At 72.9% G+C, this 26,562-nt stretch carries 21 protein-coding genes; 11 read left to right on the top strand and 10 right to left on the bottom strand.

The window, feature by feature from the left end:
- Positions 1-295 precede the first annotated feature (295 nt).
- A complete protein-coding gene (locus D0D15_RS18545; protein ID WP_094003046.1) occupies positions 296-1,606 on the top strand; it encodes a M20/M25/M40 family metallo-hydrolase in 1,311 nt (436 codons plus the stop codon).
- A complete protein-coding gene (locus D0D15_RS18540) occupies positions 1,603-2,109 on the top strand; it encodes a helix-hairpin-helix domain-containing protein (RefSeq protein ID WP_094003045.1) in 507 nt (168 codons plus the stop codon). The genes D0D15_RS18545 and D0D15_RS18540 overlap by 4 nt, the downstream gene beginning before the upstream one ends.
- 60 nt (positions 2,110-2,169) lie before the next feature.
- Here the strand turns inward: D0D15_RS18540 and D0D15_RS18535 are convergent, their stop codons facing one another.
- From D0D15_RS18535 to D0D15_RS18525, 3 genes are all read right to left on the bottom strand, one after another.
- Positions 2,170-2,391, bottom strand: coding sequence for a DUF5703 family protein (locus tag D0D15_RS18535; protein ID WP_094003044.1), 222 nt, complete (start codon positions 2,389-2,391; stop codon positions 2,170-2,172).
- A complete protein-coding gene (locus tag D0D15_RS18530) occupies positions 2,388-3,413 on the bottom strand; it encodes a YncE family protein (RefSeq protein ID WP_369806726.1) in 1,026 nt (341 codons plus the stop codon). The genes D0D15_RS18535 and D0D15_RS18530 overlap by 4 nt, the downstream gene beginning before the upstream one ends.
- Positions 3,414-3,475: 62 nt before the next feature.
- Positions 3,476-4,438 carry an aldo/keto reductase gene (locus tag D0D15_RS18525; protein WP_094003042.1) on the bottom strand — a complete coding sequence of 321 codons (963 nt, stop codon included), beginning with the start codon at positions 4,436-4,438 and terminating at the stop codon, positions 3,476-3,478.
- Positions 4,439-4,614: 176 nt separating this feature from the next.
- Here D0D15_RS18525 and D0D15_RS18520 point away from each other — a divergent pair, with 176 nt between their 5' ends.
- From D0D15_RS18520 to D0D15_RS18505, 4 genes are read left to right on the top strand one after another with little or no spacing between them, the layout of a single operon-like run.
- A complete protein-coding gene (locus tag D0D15_RS18520) occupies positions 4,615-5,451 on the top strand; it encodes an undecaprenyl-diphosphate phosphatase (protein WP_094003041.1) in 837 nt (278 codons plus the stop codon).
- A gap of 9 nt (positions 5,452-5,460) precedes the next feature.
- Positions 5,461-6,177, top strand: coding sequence for a histidine phosphatase family protein (locus tag D0D15_RS18515; RefSeq protein WP_115944611.1), 717 nt, complete (start codon positions 5,461-5,463; stop codon positions 6,175-6,177).
- Positions 6,174-8,222 carry a M3 family metallopeptidase gene (locus tag D0D15_RS18510; RefSeq protein ID WP_115944610.1) on the top strand — a complete coding sequence of 683 codons (2,049 nt, stop codon included), beginning with the start codon at positions 6,174-6,176 and terminating at the stop codon, positions 8,220-8,222. The genes D0D15_RS18515 and D0D15_RS18510 overlap by 4 nt, the downstream gene beginning before the upstream one ends.
- Positions 8,219-8,923 (top strand): class I SAM-dependent methyltransferase, encoded by a 705-nt coding sequence (locus tag D0D15_RS18505; protein ID WP_094003038.1) that lies wholly within the window; start codon positions 8,219-8,221, stop codon positions 8,921-8,923. Before D0D15_RS18510 ends, D0D15_RS18505 begins: the two co-directional genes overlap by 4 nt.
- 55 nt (positions 8,924-8,978) lie before the next feature.
- On the opposite strand, the gene D0D15_RS18500 is transcribed toward D0D15_RS18505, so the two are convergent.
- Entirely contained in the window at positions 8,979-10,097 is a 1,119-nt protein-coding gene (locus D0D15_RS18500) for a YbfB/YjiJ family MFS transporter (protein ID WP_094003037.1), read from the bottom strand.
- A 104-nt stretch (positions 10,098-10,201) separates the two neighbouring features.
- On the opposite strand from D0D15_RS18500, the gene D0D15_RS18495 reads away from it, so the two are divergent.
- On the top strand, positions 10,202-11,635 hold the full coding sequence (locus D0D15_RS18495) for an amidase (protein ID WP_094003036.1): 1,434 nt from the start codon (positions 10,202-10,204) through the stop codon (positions 11,633-11,635).
- Positions 11,636-11,639: 4 nt separating this feature from the next.
- On the opposite strand, the gene D0D15_RS18490 is transcribed toward D0D15_RS18495, so the two are convergent.
- Positions 11,640-11,966 (bottom strand): YciI family protein, encoded by a 327-nt coding sequence (locus D0D15_RS18490; RefSeq protein WP_094003035.1) that lies wholly within the window; start codon positions 11,964-11,966, stop codon positions 11,640-11,642.
- A 105-nt stretch (positions 11,967-12,071) separates the two neighbouring features.
- Between D0D15_RS18490 and D0D15_RS18485 the strand changes: the two genes are divergently transcribed.
- The 3 genes from D0D15_RS18485 to D0D15_RS18475 are packed head-to-tail and all read left to right on the top strand — an operon-like array spanning position 12,072 to position 14,491.
- Complete coding sequence (locus D0D15_RS18485) at positions 12,072-12,542, top strand: MarR family winged helix-turn-helix transcriptional regulator (RefSeq protein ID WP_094003034.1); 471 nt, start codon at positions 12,072-12,074, stop codon at positions 12,540-12,542.
- Between the two features lie 39 nt (positions 12,543-12,581).
- A complete protein-coding gene (locus tag D0D15_RS18480; RefSeq protein WP_115944609.1) occupies positions 12,582-13,556 on the top strand; it encodes a zinc-binding dehydrogenase in 975 nt (324 codons plus the stop codon).
- Between the two features lie 29 nt (positions 13,557-13,585).
- Complete coding sequence (locus tag D0D15_RS18475; protein WP_094003032.1) at positions 13,586-14,491, top strand: NmrA family NAD(P)-binding protein; 906 nt, start codon at positions 13,586-13,588, stop codon at positions 14,489-14,491.
- A 12-nt stretch (positions 14,492-14,503) separates the two neighbouring features.
- On the opposite strand, the gene D0D15_RS18470 is transcribed toward D0D15_RS18475, so the two are convergent.
- Positions 14,504-15,082, bottom strand: coding sequence for a TetR/AcrR family transcriptional regulator (locus D0D15_RS18470; protein WP_094003031.1), 579 nt, complete (start codon positions 15,080-15,082; stop codon positions 14,504-14,506).
- Between the two features lie 96 nt (positions 15,083-15,178).
- On the opposite strand from D0D15_RS18470, the gene D0D15_RS18465 reads away from it, so the two are divergent.
- On the top strand, positions 15,179-16,360 hold the full coding sequence (locus D0D15_RS18465; RefSeq protein WP_094003030.1) for an MFS transporter: 1,182 nt from the start codon (positions 15,179-15,181) through the stop codon (positions 16,358-16,360).
- Between the two features lie 55 nt (positions 16,361-16,415).
- Here the strand turns inward: D0D15_RS18465 and D0D15_RS18460 are convergent, their stop codons facing one another.
- From D0D15_RS18460 to D0D15_RS18445, 4 genes are all read right to left on the bottom strand, one after another.
- Positions 16,416-17,405, bottom strand: coding sequence for a malate dehydrogenase (locus tag D0D15_RS18460; RefSeq protein ID WP_094003029.1), 990 nt, complete (start codon positions 17,403-17,405; stop codon positions 16,416-16,418).
- Complete coding sequence (locus D0D15_RS18455) at positions 17,402-19,564, bottom strand: FUSC family protein (RefSeq protein ID WP_094003028.1); 2,163 nt, start codon at positions 19,562-19,564, stop codon at positions 17,402-17,404. Before D0D15_RS18455 ends, D0D15_RS18460 begins: the two co-directional genes overlap by 4 nt.
- Positions 19,561-22,653, bottom strand: a complete 3,093-nt coding sequence (locus D0D15_RS18450; protein ID WP_115944608.1) for a GH92 family glycosyl hydrolase — start codon at positions 22,651-22,653, stop codon at positions 19,561-19,563. Before D0D15_RS18450 ends, D0D15_RS18455 begins: the two co-directional genes overlap by 4 nt.
- Before the next feature lie 80 nt (positions 22,654-22,733).
- On the bottom strand, positions 22,734-26,549 hold the full coding sequence (locus D0D15_RS18445) for a GH92 family glycosyl hydrolase (RefSeq protein WP_094003026.1): 3,816 nt from the start codon (positions 26,547-26,549) through the stop codon (positions 22,734-22,736).
- Between the last annotated feature and the right edge of the window lie 13 nt (positions 26,550-26,562).

Here is a 26,562-nt window from a genome sequence, read left to right as displayed (position 1 = left end):
CCAGGTCGTCCCGCAGCCACTCGCCGTAGAGGAAGTCGCCGGACGGCGGGAACCGCCAGGGACGGATCTCGGACTGGACGACGACGGTGAGTTCGACCGGCCGGGCTGCGGTGGCCGGAGCGGAGATCTCCAGCAAGCCCTCCAGCAGCGCCCGCCGCTGCCGCTGGTCCAGGCTCCGGCGCACACCGGAACCGTGGAGGTAGACGCCGAGCAGCGCCGCGCCGGTGACGTCGCGGACGAGCCCGACGGCCCGCTCCAGCTGATCTCGCACCCGCGTGATGATAGGAATGGCGGCGTGAGCATCGAGATCGCGGCCGACGAAGCCGTCACGCTGACCAGCGAGCTGATCCGCATCGACACCACCAACACCGGCGACCCGGACACGCTGGTGGGGGAGAAGGCGGCAGCGGAGTTCGTCGCGGAGAAGCTCACCGAGGTCGGCTACGAGATCGACTACGTCGAGTCCGGCGGGCGCAACCGGCACAACGTGATCACCCGCCTCGCCGGCGCCGACCCCAGCCGCGGGGCGCTGCTCGTGCACGGCCACCTCGACGTCGTCCCCGCCGACGCCTCCGAGTGGTCGGTCCACCCGTTCTCCGGCGCCGTCCAGGACGGCTACGTGTGGGGCCGCGGCGCCGTCGACATGAAGGACATGCTCGGCATCATGCTGGCCCTGGCCCGCCACTACAAGCGCGAGAACATCGTGCCGCCGCGCGACATCATCTTCGCCTTCCTCGCCGACGAGGAGGCCGGCGGCAAGTTCGGCGCCCAGTGGCTGGTGGAAAACCGCCGCGACCTGTTCGAGGGCGCCACCGAGGCGATCAGCGAGGTCGGCGGCTTCTCCATCAACCTCAAGGACGACGTGCGCACCTACGTGGTGGAGACCGCGGAGAAGGGCATCCGGTGGATGAAGCTGCGCGTGCGCGGCACCGCCGGCCACGGCTCCATGATCCACCGCGACAACGCCGTCACCAAGCTGTCCGCCGCGGTCGCGCGGCTCGGTCAGCACCGGTTCCCGCTCGTGCTCACCGACTCGGTGCGCGAGTTCCTCGCCGGCGTCACCGAGATCACCGGCTGGGACTTCCCCGAGGACGACATCGACGGCGCCGTGGCCAAGCTCGGCAACATCTCCCGCATGATCGGCGCGACCCTGCGCGACACCGCCAACCCGACCATGCTCACCGCCGGCTACAAGTCCAACGTCATCCCCTCGGTCGCCGAGGCCGCCGTGGACTGCCGCATCCTGCCCGGCCGGATGGAGGCCTTCGACCGCGAGCTGGACGAGATCCTCGGCCCGGACATCGAGAAGGAGTGGATGGAGCTGCCCCCGGTCGAGACCACGTTCGACGGCGCGCTCGTGGACGCCATGACCGCCTCCATCACCGCCGAGGACCCCGGCGCGAAGGTGCTGCCCTACATGCTCTCCGGTGGCACCGACGCCAAGTCGTTCCAGACGCTGGGCATCCGCAACTTCGGGTTCGTCCCCCTGCAACTGCCCGCCGACCTGGACTTCTCCGGGCTGTTCCACGGCGTGGACGAGCGGGTGCCGGTGGACGCGCTCAAGTTCGGCACCCGCGTGCTGGACCGGTTCTTCCGCGCGTCATGACCACCGCGGCGCAGTTGCGCAAGACGGCGGGATCCCTCCCGGAGGCGGTGGCCGACGGCGGCGCCTTCACCGTGGGCGGCGTGGTGTTCGCGGCGCTCGCGGACAAGCAGGCGGAACTGCGGCTGCCCGCCGCGGAGGTGGCCGAGGTGCTCGCCGCGCACCCCTCCGCCACCCGCGTGCGCGGCGGGGTGCGGGTGCCACTGGCCGACATCAACGGGCAGCAGCTCAACCACTGGGTCCGGCGCGCCTGGCTCGCCCACGCGCCCGAACCGCTGGCCGCGCGGGCGCGGGCCGCCGAGTCCGCGGAGCCCGGGACCGGTGACCTGCCCCGCGCCATCGGCCGCCCCGCCACCCGCGCGCTGGCCGACGCCGGGATCACCACACTCGACCAGGTCGCCGCCCTGACGGAGGCCGAGCTGCTCGCCCTGCACGGCATGGGCCCCAAAGCGATGCGCATCCTCCGCGAGGCGCTCGCCGAGACGGGCCGCTCGCTCGCCGGCTGACGCGGGGCGGGCAGCGCCAACGCCGCCACGCCCCCGCGGAGGCGGCGCCACGCCGCTCGGTCAGATCAGGACCTCGGGCAGCGCGGTGGCCGGCTGGCGCTTGCGGCGCAGCCACACGCGCCGGGTGCCGTCGGAGTAGAGCCGGACCGTCGACAGCTCCCACCCGCCGTACTCGGCGTTGATGGACAGCTGCGTGGCCGCGGCCCGCCGGGAGACGCCGGGTGGCAACTGCAACCGGCGGTACTCCCAGTCCTCGTCGACCACCGCCTCCGGGTGCTTCATGGCTGGATCACCTGGACCCCTTCTCCCGCCGCGGAGCCGACGACCACCCGCCCGCTCCGCTCCTCGACGGTAACCGAATTCGGCTGCCGGACCGCCGGGAAACGGTACTTCTCGACCGGTTCGCCGCCGCGCACGTCGAACCCGACGACCTCGTTGCGCTCGGTGAGCGTCACCCACGCCAGCGCGCGCTGCGCGTCGTAGGCGAGGCCGTACGCCCCGCCGGGCACCGGGTACCGCTGCCGCAGCAACAGCGGGCCGGTGGAGAACGCCAGGAGGGCACCGGCGCGGGTGTCGACCACGAGCACCCGGCCGAAGGAGTCCGCGACCGCGTGCGTGGCGCCGTCCCCGGCGCGCAGGCCCTCGGCGATCGTGCCGCCGTCGACGTCCACCGCGAACACGGCGGTGCGCAGCTCGTCCAGCACGACGGTGTGCCCGCCGGCCCGCAGCACGTCGTCGGCGCTGTAGAGCTGGCCCTGGATGGTCTTGGTCAGCTGCCCGCCGGTGAACACGTCCACGGCCTTGCGGTCCCGCACCGCGACCAGCGTCCGGTCGCCGTCGACGACCGCGCCGGCCGGCTGCCCCGCCACCGCGAGCGTGCTCACCTCGCCCCCGGGCAGCGCGATCCGCGCGACCTGCCCGGCCGTGGGCAGCGTGGCCAGCAGCACCCCGCCGGACACGCGCAGCTGCTCGACGCGCCCGGCCACCGGCACCCGCGCCGGCGCGGCCGCCGGATCGGCGGACCGGTACAGCAGCACGGCGTCCGGAACGGCCACGGCGAGTGTCCCGGTGGCCGGGTCGGCGGCCAGCGCGGTGACCTCGGCGGAGGGGATCACCGTGCCCGCCGGGGCGGCCGCAGGCGGGGGCGACACCGGCGCGGTCGCCGCGACCGGGTTGGCCACGACCTGCAGGGTGTCGGTGGATTCGGTGGACTGCGACGAGCACCCGCTCAGCACCAGGGCGCAGACCAGCGCGACACCGGTCCCGACGGTGGCGGAGGAGCGCACAAGACCTCCGGATCGCATTCCTCTGTTGCCTCCAGCATCCCCTGAAAACCCCGCCGCGTCACGTGCCATCCACCTCACGGTCACTTCGTGCCCCGCTCGGGGTAACCGAACTCGACGGCGCTGACGTCGTCCAGCGCCGAGGAGATCGCGACCGGCAGCGCGATCTCCTCCGCCGCCAGCGACCCGGTGAGCTGCCCGGTGTCGCGCGCCCCGACCACCGGCGCCACCACACCCGGCCGGTCCCGCACCCACGCCAGCGCCACCACCAGCGGAGACACCCCCAGCCCGTCGGCCGCGGTGGCGACCGCCTCCACGATCCGCGCCGCCCGTTCGGTGCGGTGCTGCTCGACGTAGCCGGCGTACTCGGCCGACGCGCCCCGCGAGTCGGCCGGCGTGCCGTGCCGGTATTTGCCGGTCAGCACCCCGCGGCCCAGCGGCGCCCACGGCAGCACGCCGAGCCCGTGGTAGCGGGCCGCCGGCACCAGCTCCCGTTCCACACCGCGCTCCACCAGCGAGTACTCGGCCTGGCTGGCGACCAGCCCGGCGGGCCGGGCCGCCGCGGCCGAGGCCAGCTGCCAGCCGGAGTAGTTGCACACCCCGGTGTAGCGGACCTTGCCGGAGGTCACCGCGTAGTCCAGTGCCGAGAGGGTTTCCTCCAGCGGCACCGAGTCGTCCCAGGCGTGCAGCTGCCACAGGTCCAGGTGGTCCACGCCGAGCCGCCGCAGCGACCCCTCCAGCGCGGACAGCAGCGCGCCGCGGGAGGCGCCACCGCCGAACGGCCCGTCGGTGCGGCGGGCGACGGCCTTGGTCGCCACGACGATCTCGTCGCGCGGCACCAGGTCGCCCAGCAGCCCGCCGAGGATCCGCTCGCTCTCGCCGCCGGAGTAGATGTCGGCGGTGTCGACGAGCGTCCCGCCCGCCTCGACGAACGCGACGAGCTGGCTGGCCGCCTCGTCGGCGTCGGTCTCCGCGCCCCAGGACATCGTGCCGAGCGCCATCCGGGAGACCCGCAACCCCGACCTGCCGAGCTGTCGCTTCTGCATGCACAGAGGGTAACTGCGGCGCGGAGCGCCACCGTTGAGGGTGGCGGCGGGCGACGGGAGGGCGTAACGACAGTACCGTAAACAACTTGACGAAGGCGGCTCATCGAGTGACGCGGGCCGCCGATAGCCTCTCCCACCGTGCGAACGCGACTGATTTTCCCGAAGGCCCGGTGAGCATGGGCTGGTTCGAAGCACTCGTCCTCGGCCTGGTGCAGGGCCTGACCGAGTTCCTCCCGATCTCCTCCAGCGCCCACCTGCGCATCACCGCCGCGCTCGCCGGCTGGGACGACCCCGGGGCGGCGTTCACCGCGGTCACCCAGATCGGCACCGAGCTGGCGGTCATCCTCTACTTCTCGAAGAAGATCGGCCGCGTCCTGGCCGCCTGGTGGCGCTCGCTCTACCAGCGGGAGGCGCGTCACGACCCGGACGCCCGGCTGGGCTGGCTGATCATCGTCGGGTCGCTGCCGATCGCGGTGCTGGGCCTGCTGTTCCAGGACGCCATCGACAGCGCCTTCCGCGACCTGCGGCTCACCGCGACGACCCTGATCGGGTTCGGCATCCTGCTGCTCATCGCCGACCGGGTCGGCCGCCAGTACCGGACGCTGGACCACCTGACCGTCCCGCACGGCCTGGGTTACGGCTTCGCCCAGGCGATGGCGCTGATCCCGGGCGTGTCCCGCTCCGGCGGCACCGTCACCGCGGGCCTGTTCCTCGGCTACACCCGCGCCGACGCCACCGAGTACGCGTTCCTGCTGGCCGTGCCCGCGGTGTTCGCCTCCGGCCTGTACAAGCTCACCGACATCGGCGGCGAGCACAGCCCGCAGTGGGGGCCGACGATCCTCGCGACCCTGGTCGCCTTCGGCGTCGGCTACGTGGTGATCGCCTGGCTGATGAACTTCATCAAGACCAAGAGCTACGTGCCGTTCGTGATCTACCGGCTCGCGCTCGGCGCGCTGCTGATCGTGCTGGTCGCCACCGGCGTCCTTGATCCGGACGCGGGGCCCGCCCTGTAGGTTGGCGGCGTGGCTACCGTGATCCTGCTCCGGCACGGCCGCTCGACCGCGAACGGGTCGGGCGTGCTGGCCGGGCGGACCCCCAAGGTCGGGCTCGACGACACCGGCCGCGCGCAGGCGCGGGCGCTCGTCGAGCGGCTGGCCGGCGTGCGGCTGGCCGAGGTCGTGTGCTCGCCGCTGCTGCGCTGCAAGAACACCGTGGCTCCGCTCGTCGCCGAGCGGGGCCTCACCCGCACCGTCGACCCGCGGCTGTCCGAAGTGGACTACGGCGAGTGGACCGGCCGCGAGCTGAAGACCCTGGTCAAGGAACCGCTGTGGCGGGTCGTGCAGGCCCACCCCTCGGCCGCGGTGTTCCCCGGCGGCGAGGGGCTGGCCGGCATGCAGGCCCGCGCGGTCACCGCGGTGCGCGAGCACGACGCGCGGATCAGCGCCGAGCACGGCGACCACGCCGTCTGGCTGCTGTGCAGCCACGGCGACGTGCTCAAGTCCATCCTGGCCGACGCGCTGGGCCAGCACCTGGACGCGTTCCAGCGGATCGTGGTCGACCCGGCGTCGATCTCCGTCGTCCGCTACACCGAGGTGCGCCCGTTCGTGATGCGCGTCAACGACCACAGCTCCGATCTGGCCGGGGTGGTGCCGCCCGCACCGAAGCGCGGTAGGAAGAAGAAGACGTCCTCCGACGCGGAGGTCGGAGGGTCGACAGGACAGAAGGGCCGCGCTGGATGACACCGGACAACCCGTTCTCGCAGGCGAGTGACCTGCCCTACGGTCTGCCCCCGTTCGACCGGATCGCCGACGAGCACTTCGGCCCGGCGTTCGAGGCGGGACTGGCCGAGCACGCCGCCGAGATCGAGGCCATCGCCACCAACCCGGAACCGGCGACCTTCGAGAACACCATCGTGGCCCTGGACACCTCCGGCCGCTTGCTGCAGCGCGTGTCGTCGGTGTTCTTCAACCTCACCTCCTCCGACACCAACCCGGCGCGGCAGGAGCTGCAGGCCGAGGTCGCGCCGAAGCTGGCCGCGCACTCCGACGCCATCCACCTGAATCCGGCGCTGTTCGCCCGCGTGCGCGACCTCTACGAGCGGCGCGACCAGCTGGGCCTGGACGAGGAGTCGGCCTGGCTGCTGGAGCGCACCTACACCGACTTCCAGCGCGCCGGCGCCGGGCTCGACGAGAGCCAGCAGGCCCGGTTGCGGGTGCTCAACGAGGAACTGTCCACGTTGTCCACCCGGTTCCAGGAGAACCTGCTGCGCGACACCAACGACCTCGCCGTGCTGGTCGAGGACGTGGCGGAGCTGGCCGTGCTGTCCGAGGGCACGATCGCCGCGGCCGGTGAGGCGGCCGCGTCCCGGGGCGAGGCGGGCAAGTACCTGCTCACCTTGAACCTGCCCACCTCGCAGCCGCTGCTGGCGTCGCTGGCGAACCGGGCGCTGCGGGAGCGGCTGTTCACCGCGTCCATCTCCCGCGGCAACCGCGGCAACGACAACGACAACACCGCGGTGCTGGCCCGGGTCGTGCAACTGCGCGCCGAACGGGCCGCGCTGCTCGGCCACCCCAGCCACGCGGCGTACGTGATCTCCGACGAGACCGCCCGCACCGCCGAGGCCGCCGTCGGGCTGCTGGATCGCCGCGCGCCGGTCGCGGTCGCCAATGCCCGCCGCGACGCCGAGGAGCTGCAGGCCTACCTGGAGCAGGACCACCCCGGCGCCACGCTGCAGCCGTGGGACTGGGCCTTCTACGCCGAACGCGTCCGGAAGGCGAAGTTCGACCTGGACGACGCCACGCTGCGCCCGTATTTCGAGCTGGACCGCGTGGTGCGCGACGGTGTCCTGTTCGCCGCGAGCAAGCTGTACGGGCTGAGCTTCACCGAACGCCACGACCTGCCCGTCTACCACCCGGATGTGCGGGTGTTCGAGGTCTTCGACGCCGACGGCAGCCCGCTGGGCCTGTTCCTGGGCGACTACTACACGCGCGACTCCAAGCGCGGCGGCGCCTGGATGAACACCTTCACCGACCAGTCGCATCTGCTGGGGGAGCGGCCGGTGGTGGTGAACAACCTCAACATCGCCAAGCCGCCGGCGGGTGAGCCGACGCTGCTCACGTTCGACGAGGTCACCACGCTGTTCCACGAGTTCGGGCACGCGCTGCACGCGCTGGTCTCCGACGTGCGCTACCCGAAGTTCTCCGGCACCAGCGTGCCGCGCGACTTCGTGGAGTACCCGTCGCAGGTCAACGAGATGTGGATGCTGTGGCCGGAGGTGCTGGCCAACTACGCCAAGCACCACGAAACCGGCGAGCCGCTGCCGCAGCGCCTGGTGGAGCGGTTGGCGGAGTCGGCCCAGTACGGGCAGCCCTTCGCCACCACCGAGTACCTGGCCGCGTCGCTGCTGGACCAGGCCTGGCACGGGCTGGGCACCGAGGACGCGGTCGGCGACGTCGCCGCGTTCGAGGCCGCGGCCCTGGAGAAGGCCGGGGTGGCGGTGCCGGCGATCCCGCCGCGCTACCGCAGCACCTACTTCGCGCACGTGTTCAGCGGCGGCTACTCGGCCGGGTACTACTCCTACATCTGGAGCGAGGTGCTCGACGCCGACACCGTGGAGTGGTTCCGCGAGAACGGCGGCCTGACCCGCGCCAACGGCGACCACTTCCGCCGCACGCTGCTCTCCCGTGGCGGCGCCGGTGACCCGATGGCCTTCTTCCGCGCCTTCCGCGGCCGCGACCCGGAGATCGCGCCGCTGCTGGCGCGGCGCGGGCTGACCGGCGCGTGAGCGTCGGCCCCGAGCCGCAGTACGAGGCGTTCGCCGACGAGTTCCTCGACCACGCCCGCGACGGGTTCTACAACGCCCACCTGGACCGGCCCGCGTGCCGGGACCTGCTGGGCGAGGTGGACGGGCTGACGGTGCTGGACGCCGCCTGCGGTCCGGGGCTCTACGCCGCGGACCTGGTGGAGCGCGGCGCCCGGGTGATCGGCGCGGACATCAGCCCGCGCATGGTCGAGCTGGCCCGGCGTCGCGTGCCCGGCGGTGAGTTCCGGGTGCACGACCTCGCCCGGCCGCTGGACTGGCTGCCGGACGCGTCGGTGGACCGGGTGCTGTTCGCGCTGGCCGTGGAGTACCTCGACGACCGGGTCGCGGTGCTGCGGGAGCTGCGTCGCGTGCTGCGGCCGGAGGGTGCGCTGGTGCTGTCCCGCCAGCACCCCTTCGGCGACTGGCTCCGGCACGGCGGCAACTACTTCGAGCCGCGCGTGATCGAGGAGGTGTGGAGCCGGGGCTGGCGGGTCCGCTACTGGCTCAACCCGCTGGAGCAGACCTGCGAGGAACTGCACGAGGCCGGCTTCCTGATCGAACGGCTGCTCGAGCCCCGGCCCCCGGCCGAGGCGGCCACCGTGGACCCCGACCGCTACGCGCGGCTGACCCGCGAGCCGACCGGCTTCCTGGCGATCCGCGCGGTGCCGGACCCACGCGCCTGACAACCGGCCCCGCGCAGCGCGACGTGTCGGCGACACGAGGTCCGCGACTGCCGCGTCACCGTGGGCCGCGCCGGGGAGCCGGGATCAGGGCGACCAGTGCCCCGGCGGCGCACAGCACGGCGGTCCACGCCACGGTCGCGGCCGGGGACGTGTGGTCGGCCACCACACCGGCCAGCCACGGGCCCGCGGTCTGCCCGGCCGCGAACACGGTGGTGAACGCGCCGAGGGTGGCGGTCCAGTCGGCGGGCGGGGTGTGGTCCCTGATCAGCGCGGTGACCGCGGCCGGCACCCCGATGAACGTGGCCCCGTAGACGATCGCGGAGGTCAGCACGACCGGCAGCGCGGGGGAGACCAGCGCCAGCGCGGAGCCCGCGGCGAGCACCGCGAGCAGGGTGGCCAGCCCGCGGCCGCCGCGCCACAGCGCGGACGCCACCACCACCGCCAGGCCCAGCACCGTCCACACCAGACTCACCTGCCAGACCGCGGCGCCGTGCGCGGCGAGGACGGCGGACAGGAACGTGATGTAGGTGATGTAGCCCAGGGCGAACAGCAGGTAGGCCACCGCGGTGGGCCACAACGGCTTCATCCGGGCGCGGCCGGTGGTCGTGGCCGGGGCGCCGACGTCCACTGCGGCCGCGGACCAGCTCACCAGCGCGGCGACCGCGGCCGCGGCGCCGAGCCCGAGCCAGGCCAGGCGCCAGTGCGGCCCCAGGGCGGGGATCACCGCTCCACTGAGGACGATGCCGAGCCCGCTGCCGGCGAAGTAGACGGTGCTGGGCGTCCCGAACGACGCGCGGACGGCGATCCGCGACGCGAGCACACCCCCGACGATGAACACCACCGCGCCCGTCACCCCGGCCACGGCGCGCACGACCAGCAGCACCACGAAGTTCCCGCTGACCGCGGTGGCCGCCAGCGCCAGCGCGGTCAGCACCATGCCCCAGCGGAACGCGGCCGCCGCGCCCACCCGCCGGGCGACGGTGGCGGTGACCAGCGCGCCGAGGAGGTAGCCGAGCCCGTTGGCGGTGCTCATCACCCCGGCGTCGGCGAGGCTCCACCCCAGATCGCGCCCCATCGCCGGGACGACGAGCCCGTAGGCGAAGCGCGCGAACCCCAGGGCCGAGGCGGTGCCGAGCGACAGCCGCGCGGCCTGCCACACCGGATCGCCAGGCATCCCACCACTATCCCCGACGGGATCGACGTCGCGCAGCAGGCCCCGAATCCGTTGTGCAAATCGGGATTTTATGACCTGTTCGGAAGGCGGATACGGTCGGATTCATGGAATGGAACTACCGGTCGGCCGAAGAGCTCACGACCGCGATGCGTGCCGGCGAAGTGACCTCGGTGGAGCTGACCGACGAGGCGATCGCCCGGATCGAGCGCGACGACGAGGTGATCAACGCGATCTGCGTACCGGACTTCGACCGCGCCCGGGCCGCCGCACACCGTGCCGACCAGGCCCGCGCCCACGGCGAAGACCGGCCGCTGCTCGGGGTTCCGGTGACCGTCAAGGAGTCCTACGACATCGCCGGGCTGCCCACCACCTGGGGCATGCCGCCGCACCGGGACTACGTGCCGGCCGCGGACGCGGTGCAGGTGTCGCGGCTCAAGGCCGCGGGCGCGGTGGTGCTCGGCAAGACCAACGTGCCGCTGGGGCTGCAGGACATCCAGAGCTTCAACGAGATCTACGGCACCACCACCAACCCGTGGGATTCCGCGCGCACTTCGGGCGGATCCTCCGGCGGGTCGGCGGCGGCCCTGGCGTCCGGGTTCGGCGCGCTGTCCCTCGGCTCCGACATCGCCGGCTCGCTGCGCACCCCCGCGCATTTCTGCGGCGTCTACGCCCACAAGCCGACCGTCGGGCTGGCGGCCAGCCGCGGCATGGTCCCGCCGTCCGAACCGGCCCTGCCCGCCGAGCTCGACCTCGCCGTCGTCGGCCCGATGGCGCGCACCGCACGCGACCTCGCGCTCCTGCTCGACGTCATGGCCGGGCCGGATCCGCTGACGCTCGGCGTGGCGTACCGGCTGGCACTGCCGCCTGCCCGTCACGAGCGGCTGGGCGATTTCCGGGTCCTGGTCCTCGACGAGCACCCGCTCCTCCCGACCGGGTCCGCCGTGCGGGCGGGCGTGCACCGGGTGGCCGCCGCGCTCGCCGACGCCGGCGCCCGCGTCGAGTGGCACAGCCCGCTGCTGCCCGATCTGACCGAAGCCGCCACGCTCTACATGCAGTTGCTGATTTCCGGCGCTGTCGCGCGCTTTCCCCTCGGCTCGCTGCAACTCCCCGCCGCCGATGATCAGAGCCTGAACGCCGTGCGGCTGCGGGCCATGGCGTTCAGCCACCGCAACTGGATCGAGGCGAACACCGGCCGCGAACTCCACCGCCACGGCTGGCGGCAGCTGTTCACCGAGTTCGACGCCGTGGCGTGCCCGATCACGCCGACACCGGCGTTCCCGCACGACCACACCCCCAACCCGATGGCACGGCGCATCGACATCGACGGCGCCGAGTACCCGTACTTCGACCAGCTCGTGTGGGCCGGCCTGGCCACCATGCCCGGCCTGCCCGCCACCGCCGTGCCCGCGGGCCGGTCGCCCGAGGGTCTGCCGGTCGGCGTGCAGCTCATCGGTCCGATGTTCGAGGACCGCACCCCGCTGCGGCTGGCCGAACTGCTCGAGCGGGAGATCGGCGGCTTCCAGGCACCACCGAGGTAGGGCGTCACGCCCGCAGCGGCCACACCTCGACCACGCCGTGCGCGACCGCGCACGGCGTGCCGGCCACCATGCGCGCCGCCTCCTCGACCGAGTCCGCCTCGATGATCGCGAAACCCGCCACCGGCAGGTCCGACCGCAGGTAGGGGCCCGGCGTCACCTGCGCTCCGGCCGCGTCGTGGTTGCGCACCTGCACCGGCTGGCCCGCGATCCCCATCTCGACGCCGCCGGCGCGCAGCCGGGAGTCATGCTCGTGCGCGGCGGCGCGCACCGCCTCGTCGGTCCGCTCGTAGCCGGCGCTGTCGCCGTAGCCGATCGTGATGAATTTCCCCATCCGTCCGGTATAGCCCCCTCGACCCGACGTGTATATGCGCTTGCATGAATCTCCGTCGCATGGCATAGTTGGTTTTGCCCAACCAACCATTCGAGGGAGTCGAAGATGGCACACGCCGACGAGGAGCGCCCGTCCCGGGAAGCCGTCGACGGCGTGGCGGCGGCCCTGGCCACCGTGGGCAACTGGATGTTCTCCCCGGCCACCCGGCGCCGGATCATGGCGTCCTCCGGCCTGGGGCTGTCGCTGGGGGACTACACCCTGCTGGCCCAGATTTCGGTGCACGCGCCGGTGCGCCTGTCGGTCCTGGCGGAGCTGATGGAGGTGGACAAGTCCACGCTGTCCCCGCCGGCGAAACGCCTCGAGCAGCGTGGATTCATCGAACGCCGCCCCGACCCGGCCGATGCCCGGGCGCAGCTGGTGAGCGTCACGCGGGCCGGCAAGCTCGCCATCGGCAAGCTCTGGAAGGCCCGCGCGGCCGCCGTCGCCGAGCTGCTCGCGGACTGGGACACCGCCGACGTCGAGCAACTGGCCACCAGCCTCGGCGCGCTCAGCGACGCGATCAAGAACACCCGCTGACGCCCGCCCGTCAACTCCCGCACCACGAAACGAGGACACATGCGTGCCGTTGTGCTGCACGAATTCGGGCCACCGGCCCACCTGCGGGTCACGGACGAGCCCGCCCCGACGCCCGCGGCGGGCGAGGTCGCGGTGCGGGTGGCCGCGGCCGGCGTCCAGTTCCTGGAGACGCAGATCCGCGCCGGAACGATGCGCGGCGCGCTCGGCGGCTCGCCCCTGCCGGTCATCCTCGGCAAGGAGATCGCCGGACTGGTCACCGAGGTCGGCCCCGGTGGCGACCCCGCCCTGATCGGCACGCGCGTCCTGGCCAGCACCACCGGCCTGGGCGGCTACGCCGAGACCGCCGCGGTCCCCGCCGCCACCCTCGTCCCGGTCGGCGAGGACCTCGGCCTGCCCGAGGCGCTCGCCCTCTACCGGTACGGCGTCACGGCCCAGGGCCTGATCCGGGCGGCCCGCGTCACCGCCGGTGACCGCATCCTGGTGCTGGCGGCCGCCGGTGCCGTGGGCACCGTCCTGGTCCAGTTGCTGAAGCGGGCCGGGGCGACGGTCGTCGCGGCGGCCGGCGGGGAGCACAAGCTCGCCCTGCTCCGCGAGCTGGGCGCCGGCCACGTCGTGGACTACACGCGTCCCGGCTGGACGGACGAGGCGCGGGCGAGCGGCCCGATGGACGTGGTGTTCGACCACGTCGGCGGCGCGCTCGGCCGGGCAGCGTTCGAGCTGCTCACCCCGGGCCGCGGACGCCAGGTCACGTTCGGCTTCTCCAGCGGCACGCCGCTGGACGTCCGGCCCGGCGAACTGGTCGGCCGCGGCCTGACCGTGACCGGCTTCAGCGCGGGCTTCCTCTGGAACCGGCCCGTTCTCGCCCGCGAACTGGCGACCGAGGTCCTGGACCTGGCCGCGGCCGGACAGCTGACCGCGGTGATCGGCCAGCGCTTCCCCCTGGACCGGGCCGCCGACGCGCACGCCGCTATCGAAGCGCGCGCCACCGTTGGCAAGACCCTGCTCATTCCCTGACCCACCAAGAAAAGAAGGAGTTCCACACCATGTCCGATTCCCCCACGATCTTCGTCGCCGGCGCCACCGGACTGCTCGGCGGCCGGATCGTCCGGGCCCTCCTCGACCAGGGCGCCGCCGTGCGGGCCTTGGTGCGGCCCGGCACCAGCGACGAGAAGAAGAGCGCCCTGACCACCCCGGCCACCGGCCGGCTGCAGCTGGTCGAGGGCGACCTCACCGATCCGGCCGAGCGGCTCGCCGAAGCCGTCGGCGACGCCACGACGGTGATCTCCGCCGTCCAGGGCGGCCCCGAGGTGATCGTGGACGGTCAGGCCAACCTCCTGCGCGCCGCGGAGAAGGCCGGCGCCCGGCGGTTCGTCCCGTCCGACTTCGCCATCGACCTCACCAAGCTCGACGACGGCGACAACTTCATGATCGACTGGCGCCGCCAGGCCGCCGCCGCGCGCACCACCAGCCTCGACGTGATCTCGGTGCTCAACGGCGCCTTCTACGAGGTGATGACCGGCTTCATGGGGCTCGTCGACTGGGAGCGCGGCACCGTGTCCCACTGGGGCGACCCCGACCAGCCGCTCGACCTGACCTCGGTGCCCGACACCGCCGCCTACACCGCGGCCGCCGCCCTCGACCCGGCCGCCACCGGCACCCTGCGCTTCGCCGGTGAGGTCCTCTCGATGCGCCAGTTCCACGACGCGCTCCAGCGCGGCTCCGGCCGCACCCTGGAGCTGCGGCACCTGGGCAGCGCCGACGACCTGCGTGCGGAGATCACCCGCCGGGCCGCGGCCACCGAGAACCCGTTCGAGTACGTGGCGCTGCAGTACCAGTGGTGCATGGTCACCGGCAAGGCCAAGTTCGACAACCTGGACAACGCCCGGTACCCGCAGGTCACGCCGCAATCGCTGACTGACTTCGTGCGCGCCACCGCACCCGCGGCCTGACGCGGCGCCCGGTCACCCGAGGGAGCCGATCGCGAAGTCGATCGTGCGGGCCAGCCGCGGCGGGGCGTGCCCGGCGCGTTCCCGGACCCGCAGCCCCAGCACGATGGTGAACAGCAGCTCCACGGCCCCCTCGACGTCGAGGTCCGCGGGCAGTTCACCGTCCCGGCAGCCGCGGCGCAACACGGCCGCGATGGCCTCCCGGGTGACCTCGAACGCCGCCTCGGTGCGCTGACGCACCTCCGGGTCCGCCGTGCCCAGCTCGGTCGTGGTGTTGACCACGAAACACCCGAGCCCGGCGTGCTCTCCGGCGCCGGTGGCCAACCACAGCAGCCAATCCCGCAGCACCTCCCGGACCGGGCCGGCGCGATCGAGCCGGGCCTGCGCCTCCGCCGAATCCGTCGCGCGGTAGTGGTCGAGCGCGCGCAGGAACAACGCGTGCTTGTCGCCGAAGGTGCGGTAGAGGCTGCTGGAGGTCAGCTCCAGTTCGCCGTTGAGGTCCCGGACCGAGGTGGCGTGGTAGCCCAGGCGCCGGAACAGTCCGGCGGCCCGCGCGACCACCTCCTGCTCGTCGAACTCCCGTGGCCGTGGCACGTCCCACAGCCTACCAGGATTGTGGAGCGATCGTTCCCGTACTAGCGTACGCCGTCATACGGGAGCGATCGCTCCCAAACTGGAGGGAGATCGGCAGTGGTGACAACGGAACCGCCGCGCACCCGGGAGCGCGGCCGGTGGCTCGCCGTCGTCGTGGTGGCGTTCGGGACGTTCCTGCTGGTGACCGCGGAGCAGCTCCCGGTCGGGCTGCTGACCCGGGTCGGCTCGGACCTCTCGGTCTCCGCCGGCACCGCGGGCCTGATGGTGACCGTGACCAGCGTCGTCGCCGGGCTGGCCGCCCCGGTGGTCCCGGTCCTCGTGGGCAGTCTGGACCGGCGGTGGTTGCTGGCCGGGCTGATGGGCCTGATGACCCTGGCCAACGTGATCTCCGCGCTCGCGCCGGGCTTCGCGGTGCTCATCGCCTCCCGCGCGCTGACCGGGGTCGCGATCGGCGGGTTCTGGGCCGTGGCCGGCGGCCTGGCCGTCCGCCTGGTGCCCGCCGAGCGCGTACCGCGCGCCACGGCCGTCATCTTCGGCGGCGTCGGGGCCGCCAACGTGTTCGGCGTGCCGATCGGCGCGGTCCTCGGCGACCTCGCCGGATGGCGCGCCGCGTTCGCCACGCTCGGGGCGCTCGCGCTGGCCGTGCTGATCGCCCTGTTCGCGTTGCTGCCGCCGCTGGCCGCGACCCAGCCGGTCCGTCCCCGCGACCTGGCCGCGCAGCTGCGGGACCGGGGCGTGCGCGTGGGAATCCTGGCGACCGCCCTGATCGTGAGCGGGCACTTCGCCGCGTACACGTTCGTCGGCCCGGTCCTGCGGGACCACTCCGGCGTCCCCGGAACCCTCGTCGGGCCGCTGCTGTTCGGGTTCGGCCTGGCCGGCATCGCCGGGAACTTCCTCACCGGCGCGGCACTGGCCCGCCGCCTGAACCGGACCGTGCTGGTGATCACCGGCGCCCTGGCGGTGACGGTGCTGCTGTTCCCGCTCGCCGGCCGGTCACCGGCGGGCGGCATCGCGCTGCTGGTCGCGTGGGGGCTGGCCTACGGCGGGGTGTCGGTGAGCTTGCAAACCTGGATGATCAAGGCCGCGCCGCGCGCGGTGGAAGCCGCCTCGGCCCTGTGGGTGGCGGTGTTCAACCTGGCGATCGGCCTCGGCGCGCTGATCGGCGGCGTGATCGTCGACGCGCTCACCCTCGGCGGCGTGCTGGTGCCGGCCGGAGCCTGCTTCCTCCTGGCCGGGCTCGCCGTGTGGACGGTCCGCCGGGCCCCGCACCTGCGGTGACACGACCGGAGGGCCGGCTCCCCGCCCGGGGAACCGGCCCTCCGCCGACCACGACTCAGATCAGGCCGAGCTTCTTCACGGCCTCGCGCTCCTCGGCCAGCTCCGCGACCGAGGCGTCGATGCGGGTGCGGGAGAACTCGTTGATCTCCAGGCCCTGCACGATCTCGTACTTGCCGTCCTTGCAGACGACCGGGAAGGACGAGATCAGGCCCTCCGGCACGCCGTAGGACCCGTCGGACGGGACGGCCATCGACGTCCAGTCGCCCTCGCGGGTGCCGTTGACCCAGTTGTAGATGTGGTCGATGGCGGCGTTGGCGGCCGACGCGGCCGAGGACGCGCCCCGCGCCTCGATGATCTCCGCGCCACGCTTGGCCACCCGCGGGATGAACTCCTCGGCCAGCCACTTCTCGTCGTTCACGGCCTCGGCGGCGTTCTTGCCGGCCACCTCGGCGTGGAAGATGTCCGGGTACTGGCTGGCGGAGTGGTTGCCCCAGATCGTGAGCTTGCGGATCTCGCTCACCGGCGCGTTCAGCTTCTTCGCCAGCTGGGCGACCGCGCGGTTGTGGTCCAGGCGGGTCATGGCGGTGAACCGCTCGGCCGGGACGTCGGGCGCGTGCGACTGCGCGATCAGCGCGTTGGTGTTGGCCGGGTTCCCGACCACCAGCACGCGGACGTCGTCGGCGGCGCCGGCGTTGATCGCCTCACCCTGCGGCTTGAAGATGCCGCCGTTGGCCTCCAGCAGGTCGGCCCGCTCCATGCCCTTGGTGCGCGGACGCGCGCCCACCAGCAGGGCGATGTTGGTGCCCGCGAAGGCCTGCTTCGCGTCGTCGAAGATGTCCGTGCCCGCGAGCAGCGGGAACGCGCCGTCCTCCAGCTCGAGCGCCGTGCCCTCGGCCGCCTTGACCGCCTGCGGGATCTCCAGCAGCCGCAGCTTCACCGGCGTGTCCGGGCCGAGCAGCTGACCGGACGCGATGCGGAACAGCAGCGCGTAGCCGATCTGGCCGGCGGCGCCGGTGACGGTGACGTTCACGGGGGCTTGGGTCATTGCGTACTCCTGCGGACGGAATCTTGGCTTGTGCTGGTGACCCTATCGCCCTCTGCCTGCGCTGACGCGGTGCGTCGCCTCACGTTCTGCTGAACCGATCGAGCCGGCTCCGCCACCGGCACCTCGAACGCCCTGCCCAGCGCGATGATGCCGGCCTCCAGACGGCCCAGGCTGGTGAGCACGGAGCGTGCCGGTGCGTTGTCCGTCTCCCGCGTCTCCGGCGTGGCGGTGTTGCGCACCAGTCTGCCCCGCTCGTCCCCGTCGAGCGCGTCGCGCAGCACGTCGATGTTGCGGCTGATCCGCTCGACGACCGCGCTCAGCCGGTCGTCCGCGGGCAGCAGGCCCGGTTCGGACCGGGCCGCGATCTGCCGCGCCCGGAACGCCAGCCGCTCCAGGGTGCTCATCACGTACCAGCCGTAGTCACGGCGGCTGGCGAGGCTGATCGGGTGCGTCAGCGGCTCGATCGTGGTGCGCACCTTCTCCACCGAGCGGTCCAGCTCCCGGGAGAGTTCGATCACGTTCACGTTCTCCCGGCCGGACAGCAGCGCCTCGGCGCTGGACAGGAACTCGCACAGGTCCACCAGCGCGGCGTCGATGTCGGACACCATGACCGTGCGGGTGCGCACCGGCACCACCAGGATCGCCGCGATCAGCCCGGCCGCCGCGCCGATCGCGGTCTCCGCGACCCGCACCCACAGCACCTCGATGCTGAACGTGCCGAGCAGGCTGTAGAGCAGGCCCAGCATGCAGGTGATGAAGAACGCCATCAGCAGCTGCGACACCCGCGCCACGTAGACCAGGCAGAACACGCACACCAGGATCAGCACGACCGTCGCGATCGTGTTGCCGGTGACCAGCAGCGCCAGCAGCATCCCGCCGAAGATCCCGCCCAGCGTGCCGGTGACCCGGCGGAACCCCTTCACGAACGTCGCACCCGCGGTCGAGGTGTTGAGGAAGACCACGAACACCGTCAGCACCGCCCAGTACCAGCGGGCGTCGGAGATCAGCTCGCCACCCAGCACCGCCAGGCCGCCGCCGACCATCGCCTGGATCGCGCTGCGGGTGCGGTTGTCGTAGGCGAAGACCTTCCCCGGCTCCTCCTCGGTGTCCTCCCCGGGCAGCTCGGTCTCGGCCGAGTAGTCCTTCTCCGCCACGCGCTGGGCGTTGACGTCGGCCAGCGCCAGCTCCGCGATCGCGCGGCGCACCTCGTCACCGGGCTCGGTGCGCTCGGCGAGCCGGCTGCCGGCCACCAGCATCTTGCTGAACTCCTCGGTGTCACTGATCACCGGCAGCTCGCGCGGGTCGCGCTCGATCAGCGAGTCCAGCCGCAGCAGGCTCGCGATCAGGTCGTCGCGGACCGCCTCGGGCAGCCCGTCCTCCTCGGCGGTGCGGCGCACGGTGATCGCGAGCCACTGGCAGGCCAGCTCGACGGCCAGCAGCCGGCGGCGCAGCAGCTGCGTGCCGGTCTCGTCGAACAGGTCCCCGATGGTGTCCTCGATCATCAGGACCGCCTCGTGCAGGCGGGTGTCGGCCTTGCGCAGCTGGTTGATCCGCCACTCGCTGCCGCCGCTGGCCAGGCACGCGGCCGCGGCGCGCAACACCGCGCTGATCCGGGCCCGGAACGCGCGGCGCGCCCGCAGCAGCTCACCCTCCGGCCGCCGCCGCAGCACCGCGAACCGCATCACCGCGTTCGCGGCCAGCCCGATCGCCAGCGCCAGGATGTACTCGGGCAGCTGACGCGGGTGGATCGCGAGGAACATCGCGAAGAAGAACATGAAGAACGACAGCGCACCCATCGCGGTGCCGCGCGGCGCGAACCGCTGCGCGTAGACCGCGACGAAGATCAGCAGCACGAACAGCACGCTGTCCAGCGGGGGAGCGGTGGCGCCGAACGCGGCGACGGTGAGCGAGGCGGACCCGCACACCAGGACCAGCGCCAGCGTGATCGCCTGGTCCTTCGGCGTCTTGTCGTTGACCGAGAACGCCGAGTTCATCGCCGCGATGCAGGCCACCATCATCGTCGGGATCGGGCGGCCGAGCAGGAGCAGCACCAGGATCGACAGCACGATCCCGCCCACCGCGATCCCGGCCAGCCGCAACCGCACCAGCCCCGGATCGGCGGCCACCAGCCGGTCCTGGGCCACCTTCCACACCCTCATGCGCGGCTCCCGAGCAGTTCCCATTCGGTCAGCGCGGTCCGCCGCCCGGTCGCCGCGGTGACCCGCAGCCGGTAGGCACGGTACGTCCCGGGTTCGGCGACCGAGAACGGCCGGGTCTGCCGCCGCCACCGGAACCGTTCCCCGCGCCGCTCGTCCAGCCGCACCCACGACACCCCGTCGGTGGTGCCCTCCAGGACCCAGTCCCGCGGATCACCGCCGCGCGCGGCCGAGGTCAGGGTGTAGAGCGGCACGCGCGCCGGTTCCCGGACCGTGCACTCGATCACCGGGGTGCGCGAGCGGAACGTCACCTGCGTGGCCGTGGTGTCGGCGAACAGCTCGGTCACGTCGGTGCCGTCGTCGCAGGTGCCGGAGCCGGTCACGTCGGTCATCGGCTGCTCGTCCAGCGACGGCGGCGGGTCACCCCAGTCCGTGGGCGTGTCGCTCAGGTCGAACTCCAGGCGCTCGGCGGCGACCAGTTCGGCGTGGGACAGCCACGTCGAGTGGTGCGGTTCGCCGTCGATCGTCACGTCCCGCACGTACGTCCCGCCGCCGGGGGCACTGATCGTGAGCGTCCGCCCGTTCTCCAGCCGCAGGGCCGCCTTCTCGAACAGCGGCGCGGTCAGCACGTAACCCGGGTTGCCCGGCGCCAGCGGGTAGAGGCCGAGCGCGGCCAGGACGTACCAGGCGGACATCTCGCCGTTGTCCTCGTCGCCGGGGTAGCCCTGGCCGATCTCGCTGCCCAGGTAGCAGCGGGTCAGCATCTCGCGCACGATCGCCTGCGTCTTCGCCGCGGCCCCGGCGTGGGTGTACATCCACGGGATGTGGTGGCTGGGCTGGTTGGCGTGCCCGTACTGGCCGAGCCGGACATCGCGCGCCTCGGTCATCTCGTGGATGATCCCGCCGTAGGATCCCGGCACCCGCCCGGTCTCCGGTGCCGTGAAGAACGTGTCCAATGTGGACTCCAGCGCGGCGCGGCCGCCGAGCAGCTCCGCCAGGCCGGCGCCGTCGTGCATCACCGAAAACGCCGTGTTCCAGCCGTTGGTCTCGGTGTAGTCGAAACCCCACCGGGCCGGGTCGTAGTGCTCCGGCGCCCAGCGCCACCGGCCGTCCCGGTGCCGGCCCTGGAAGAAGCCGGTGTGCGGGTCGAAGTGGTGGACGTACTGCGCGGCCCGCTGCCGGAAGTAGCGGGCGTCGTCGGCGTGCCCCAGCGCCGCGGCCAGCGCGGCGAGGCCGAAGTCGTTCAGGCAGCCCTCCAGCGCCCAGGACAGGCCCTCGTGCGTGGTCAGCGGCGTGAACCCGAGGAAGATCGACTCGCGCAGGCCCTGCCGCCCGACGCTGCGGCCGGGCGGGCTGACAGTGGCGTTGCGCAGCGCGGCGTCGTAGGCCGCGTGCACGTCGAAGCCCCGCACGCCGCGCAGGTACGCGTCGGCGAAGGCCACGTCGGAGCTGGTGCCGGTCATCAGGTTGGCGTAGCCGGGGGAGGACCAGCGCGAGATCCAGCCGCCCTCCCGGAACTGCTGCACGAACCCCTCGATCAGCTCCCCGCAGCGCCGCGGCGCCAGCAGCGCGAGCGCGGGCCACACCGTGCGGTAGGTGTCCCAGAAGCCGTGGTTGACCGACATCGGCCCGTCCACCACCTTCGCCCCGGTCCGGGTGTGGGTGCTCGGCCACCACCGGCGCCGCACCGGGCTGGCGTGCCGCACCCCGCGCGGGGTCCGCTCGTGCGCCGAGTTCGGGTACAGGAACAGCCGGTACAGGCCCGAGTAGAAGGTGGTCAGCTGGTCCGGGGTGCCGTCGATCTCGACGCGGCCGAGCACGTCCTGCCACGCCGCCCGCGCCCGCTCCCGGACCTGCTCGAACGTGGTACCGGCCGGGATCTCCTGCTCCAGGTTGCGGCGGGCCTGCGCCAGGCTGATCAGCGAGGTCGCGATCCGCAGCTCGACCCGGGGCGCGTCGAAGGACAGATACCCGGTGTTGGGCCAGCGCACCCGGCGCCCACCGGTCGCGGGCCGGTCGAAGGTGCCGTAGACGAACATCCGCCGCGCGCCCGCGGACAGGCGGCTGCGGGCCCAGGTGTGCCCGGTGACCACCCCGCGTGCCGGGTCCAGGCGCAGGCCGCCGCGGCGGTTGACGTTGTCGAACAGCACCCAGCCGCCCTCGCCGGGGAAGGCGAAGCGGACCAGCGCGGCGTGGTCGGTGGGCGCGAGGTCGACGGTGATGCCGTTGTCGAAGCGCACCCCGTAGTGGTGCGGCCGGTCGGTCTCGTGGTCGTGCGAGAACGCCAGCGCCCGGGTCTTGCGGTCCGCGGTCACCGGACCGATTCCCGGCAGGAATTGAAACGGGTGCCGGTCGCCCATCCACGGGCTCGGCTGGTGGCTGACCGCGAAAGCCTGCAGCTCAGGGCGGTTGTCCGCGTTGTTGCGCCGGTGGTACTCGTACAGCCACGCCGTCGACGAGGCGTCGGTGACCGGGGTCCAGAAGTTGAACCCGTGCGGCACGGCGGCGGCCGGGAAGGTGTTGCCGCGGGAGAACTCGTTGCTGGAGTGGGTGCCGCGCGTGGTGCGCACCCAGTCCACCGGGTCCCGCGGTTGCTCGGGTGGCACGTCGGCGATGCGGACGTCGTCGATCCATCCGGACACCGGCTCGCCGGGCGGGGGTTCGACGGTCAGCAGGATCGCCCGCGCCCGGCGGCCGGCGCCGTCGCCCAGGTCGTGGCGCACCAGGTTCCACTGGTCGAGGTAGAGCGTCTTGGACTCACCGGCCGCGCGCGCCGACCCGCCGATCACCGCGCCGTCGTCGAGTTCCACGGCCAGCGCCACGAAGGTGCTGCGCCAGGACGGGCCGGCGTCGGACTCCGGGAACACCACATAGGACAGTGCCGTGCCCGGCCCGAGCTCGGCGTCCACTTCGAACAGCACCTGACGTGCCGGTCCGCCCGCGGTGTAGCGGGCGGCGCGCAGCCCGGTGAACCCGGCACCGGCCTTGGCCGCCGGCGCGCGGTCCGGGCCCGCGCCGACGGTGACGACGGCACCGGCGCGGGGCGGCGGATCCCCGGCCTCGAACGAGGAGAAGAAGTGGGTCCGGCTCACCTGGCCTACCGTAACCGCCCGGGCCGATCACTTCCCGCCGAGCGGCGCCGCCCCGGACAACGCGCCGCACCGCCGGTGAGTCACCTCCCGCCGAGCAGTTCCACTTCCGACAACCCCGGCGGACCGCCCGTGCTGCCCGTGATCCGCAGCCGGTAATGCGCGTACGCGCCGGGCGCGGCGATCTTGAACGCGCGCGTCTGCTGCCGCCAGGCGAACGTCTCCCCGGACCGGGTGTCCAGCGGCGTCCAGCTCCTCCCGTCGGCCGAGCCCTCCAGCACCCAGCCGCTCGGGTCGCCGCCATCCTTGGCCGAGGTGAGCGTGTAGAACGTCGCGGTCACCGGGCCGGGGACCGGGCAGTCCACCGTCTCCAGCGGCCGGGCCTGGGTGGCGGAGGTGTTGTCGAACAGCGGCCCGCCGGGTGTGGTGAGGTCCGCGGGCGGCCGCGGGACCTGGTCGCCCGCGGTGAGCGAGGGCGGCACCTCCCCGGCACCCCAGCGCGACGGGCTCGGGCCCATCGCGAAGTCCAGCGTGCCGCCCTTGGCCAGCACGTCGTGCGGCAGCGCGGTCGACGTCCACGCCCGGCCGTCGACCCGCAGCCCCTGCACGTAGACGTTGCGGGCGCTGTTCCTCGGCGCGTTGATCACCAGGTCCCGGCCGCCCGCCAGGTGCACGGTCGCCTTGGTGAACAGCGGCGACCCGACCGCGTAGGACGGGCTGCCCATCCGCAGCGGGTAGAACCCGAGCGCGCTGAACACGTACCAGGCCGACATCTCGCCGTTGTCCTCGTCCCCGGCGTAGCCCTGCCCGATCTCGCTGCCCAGATACAGCCGGGACAGCGCTTCCCGCACCCGGGCCTGCGTCTGCCACGGCTGCCCGGCGAAGTCGTACATGTAGGCGATGTGGTGGGAGGGCTGGTTGGAGTGGCCGTACTGGCCCATCCGCACGTCCCGCGCCTCCCGCATCTCGTGGATCGGCCCGCCGTACGCGCCGGGGAACCGGGCGGTCTCCGGGGTGCTGAAGAACTCGTCCAGCTTCTCGGCGAGCCCGTCGCGGCCGCCGTAGAGGTTGGCCAGTCCCTGCCCGTCCTGCGGCACCGTGAACGCCATGTTCCAGCCGTTGGTCTCGGTGTAGTCGTAGCCCCACACCCGCGGGTCGTACTGGCCGGCCGGGACCCGGAACGTGCCGTCGGCGGCGCGGCCCTGGAAGAACCCGGCCGCCGGGTCGAACATGTGCACGTAGTTCTGCGCCCGGCCGCGGAAGTACTCGGCGTTCTCGGCGTACTCGCGGCGGCGCGGGTCGTCCGGCGCGGCCTCCTCGGCCAGCTTCTGCGCCATCATCGCGATGCCGAAGTCGTTGAGGTAGCCCTCGATCGCCCACGACATGCCCTCACCGGTCGAGGTCGGCGTGTACCCGAGGAAGATCGACTGCTCCAGGCCCTTCCGGCCGACGTTCTCGTTCGGCGGCGCCACCGTGGCGTTGCGGATCGCCGCGTCGTAGGCCGCCTGGACGTCGAAGTTCCGCACGCCCTTGAGGTAGGCGTCGGCGAAGGCCACGTCGGAACTGGTGCCGGTCATCAGGTTCGCGTAGCCGGGGGAGGACCACCGGGCGATCCACCCGGCGTCGCGGTACTGCTGCACGAACCCGTCGATCATCCGCCCGGCCATGTCCGGGGTCAGCAGCGCGTAGGCGGGCCAGGTGGTGCGGTAGGTGTCCCAGAACCCGTTGTTGACGTAGATCTCGCCGTCGACGACCGTCGCCCCGGTCTGCGTCGGCGTGTCCGGCCCGGCCTTCGGCGCGACCGGGCTGGCGTAGGCGTGGCGCGGGGCGCGGGTGGTGCCGACGTTCTCGAACCCGGAGTTCGGGTAGAGGAACAGCCGGTACAGGTTCGAGTACAGGGTGGTCAGCTGGTCGCGCGTGGCGCCCTCCACCTCGATCACCCCCAGCTTGCGGTCCCAGGCGGCCTGCGCGGCGGAGCGGACCGTGTCGAACGCCGTACCCGCCGGGATCTCCTGTTCGAGGTTGCGTTTCGCCTGGTCGACGCTGATCAGCGAGGTCGCGATCCGCATCCCGACCACCCCGCCGCGGCCCGGGGCGAACTTCAGGTAACCGCGGACGTGGTCGCGGCCCTCGCCGGGCAGCATCGACCCGCCGGTGACCGGGCGGTCGAAGACCGCGTAGACGAACATGCGGCCGGCCCCGGCGGAGTTGCCGCTGCGCGTGTCGGTGAACCCGGACAGCGTGCCGGTGGCCGGGTCGAGGGTGAGGCCGCCCGCGTCGCTGACGTTGTCGAAGATCAGGTTCGCGTCGGCGCCGGGGAAGGTGAACCGGAACATCGCCGCGTGGTCGGCCGGCGTGATCTCGGCCTTGACCCCGTTGTCGAACGTGACGCCGTAGTAGTGCGGTTTGGCCGTCTCGTTGGCGTGGTCGAACGGCAGCGCCCGCGCGGCCCGGTTGCCGTCCGGCACCCCGGCGGCGGCCGAGGGCATCACCTGGAAGGTCTGCCGGTCACCCATCCACGGGCTCGGCTGGTGCGACAGCGACAGCGCCTGCAGCGCGGGCCGGTTCTGCGCGTTGTTGCCCTCCTGGTAGCGGTAGAGCCAGTTCAGCGACCCGGCGTCGGTGACCGGGGTCCAGAAGTTGAAGCCGTGCGGGACCGCGGTGGCGGGGAAGTTGTTGCCGCGCGAGAACGTGCCGTTGGCGTTGGTGCCGCGGGTGGTGAGCACGTGGTCGGACAGGCGGGTGACGCGGGCCTGCGGCGCGGCCGGGCCGAGCGTGATGTCGTCGAACCAGCCGTTGAACGAACCGGGACCGTCCGGGTTGTCGTAGGCGACGAGGATGCGCGCGACGGTCTTGCCGCGGGCGACCGTGCCGATCGCGGAGCGCACCAGGTTCCACTGGTTGGCGTAGAGCGACTTGGCCGCACCCTGCCCGCGCGGGCTGAGCGGGAACTCGTACTGGTCCACCGCGCCCAGGCCGGACAGGTAGGTGCCGTCGGTGAAGGCCAGGTCGACCGCGACGTGCGTGCTCGGGTACTTCAGGTCGTCCCCGGTCAGCTCGGGAAACACCGTGTACGACAGCTCGGTGTCGGCGCGCACCGGGATCCGCACGTCGAACACCTTGTTGTAGGAGTAGCCGTGCCGCGCGGTCTGGGTGCCGCCGTAGTGGAAGGCACGCAACCCGGTGAACCCGGCGCGCGGTTTGCTGGTGTAGCCGCCGGGCGGGCCACTGTCCGGATAGGACCGCATGGTGGGCAGCGGCGGCGGGGCCGGCTGGTCGTCGGCCAGCAGCAGCTCGGCGAGCTGCACGATGTCCGCGCCGTTGTTCGCGGTGACGTCCAGCCGGTAGAAGCGGTGGGTGGCGGTGGCCGCGAGGCGGAACTCCCTGGCCTGCAACCGCTCGCCGAAGGTCTGCCCGCGCTGGCTGTCCACAGTGGTCCAGGTGACGCCGTCGTCGGAGCCCCGCAGCGTCCAGTCGCGCGGGTCGCGTTCCGGGGCGTCGTTGGCCGAGGTCAGGCCGTAGCGGGTGATGGCGACCGGCTCGGCGAACTCGGCCTGCACCCAGCCGGTGGGGGCGAACGCGAGCCACTTCGACTCCGGCCTGCCGTCGAGCACGTTCACCGCGACCTCCCCGGCGCCGGTGTTCTCCGCGCTCGCGGTCGCGCCGGTGGCCTTGCCGCGCACGTCACCGGGGATGGCCGAGCCGTTCGCGCCGTTCACCCCGGAGGCCAGCGGGCGCCCGTCCCGGCCGGTCTCGACGGTGTCCACCCAGTCCGGCTCGGGCTGCCCGGCTTCGAACGACGACGCGAACCGCGCCGGCGGCTGCGCGGCCGCGGGCGGCGCGGCGACCAGACCGGTCATCAGGAGGGCGACGGCCAGCACACGCGTGGTTCGGACCATGTCAGGCAGCGAA

The sequence above is a fragment of the Amycolatopsis thermalba genome, from assembly GCF_003385215.1.
Lineage (GTDB): Bacteria > Actinomycetota > Actinomycetes > Mycobacteriales > Pseudonocardiaceae > Amycolatopsis_E > Amycolatopsis_E thermalba.
Note: the sequence above shows the minus strand (reverse complement) of the source record. Positions and strands in the feature narration are given on the sequence as shown.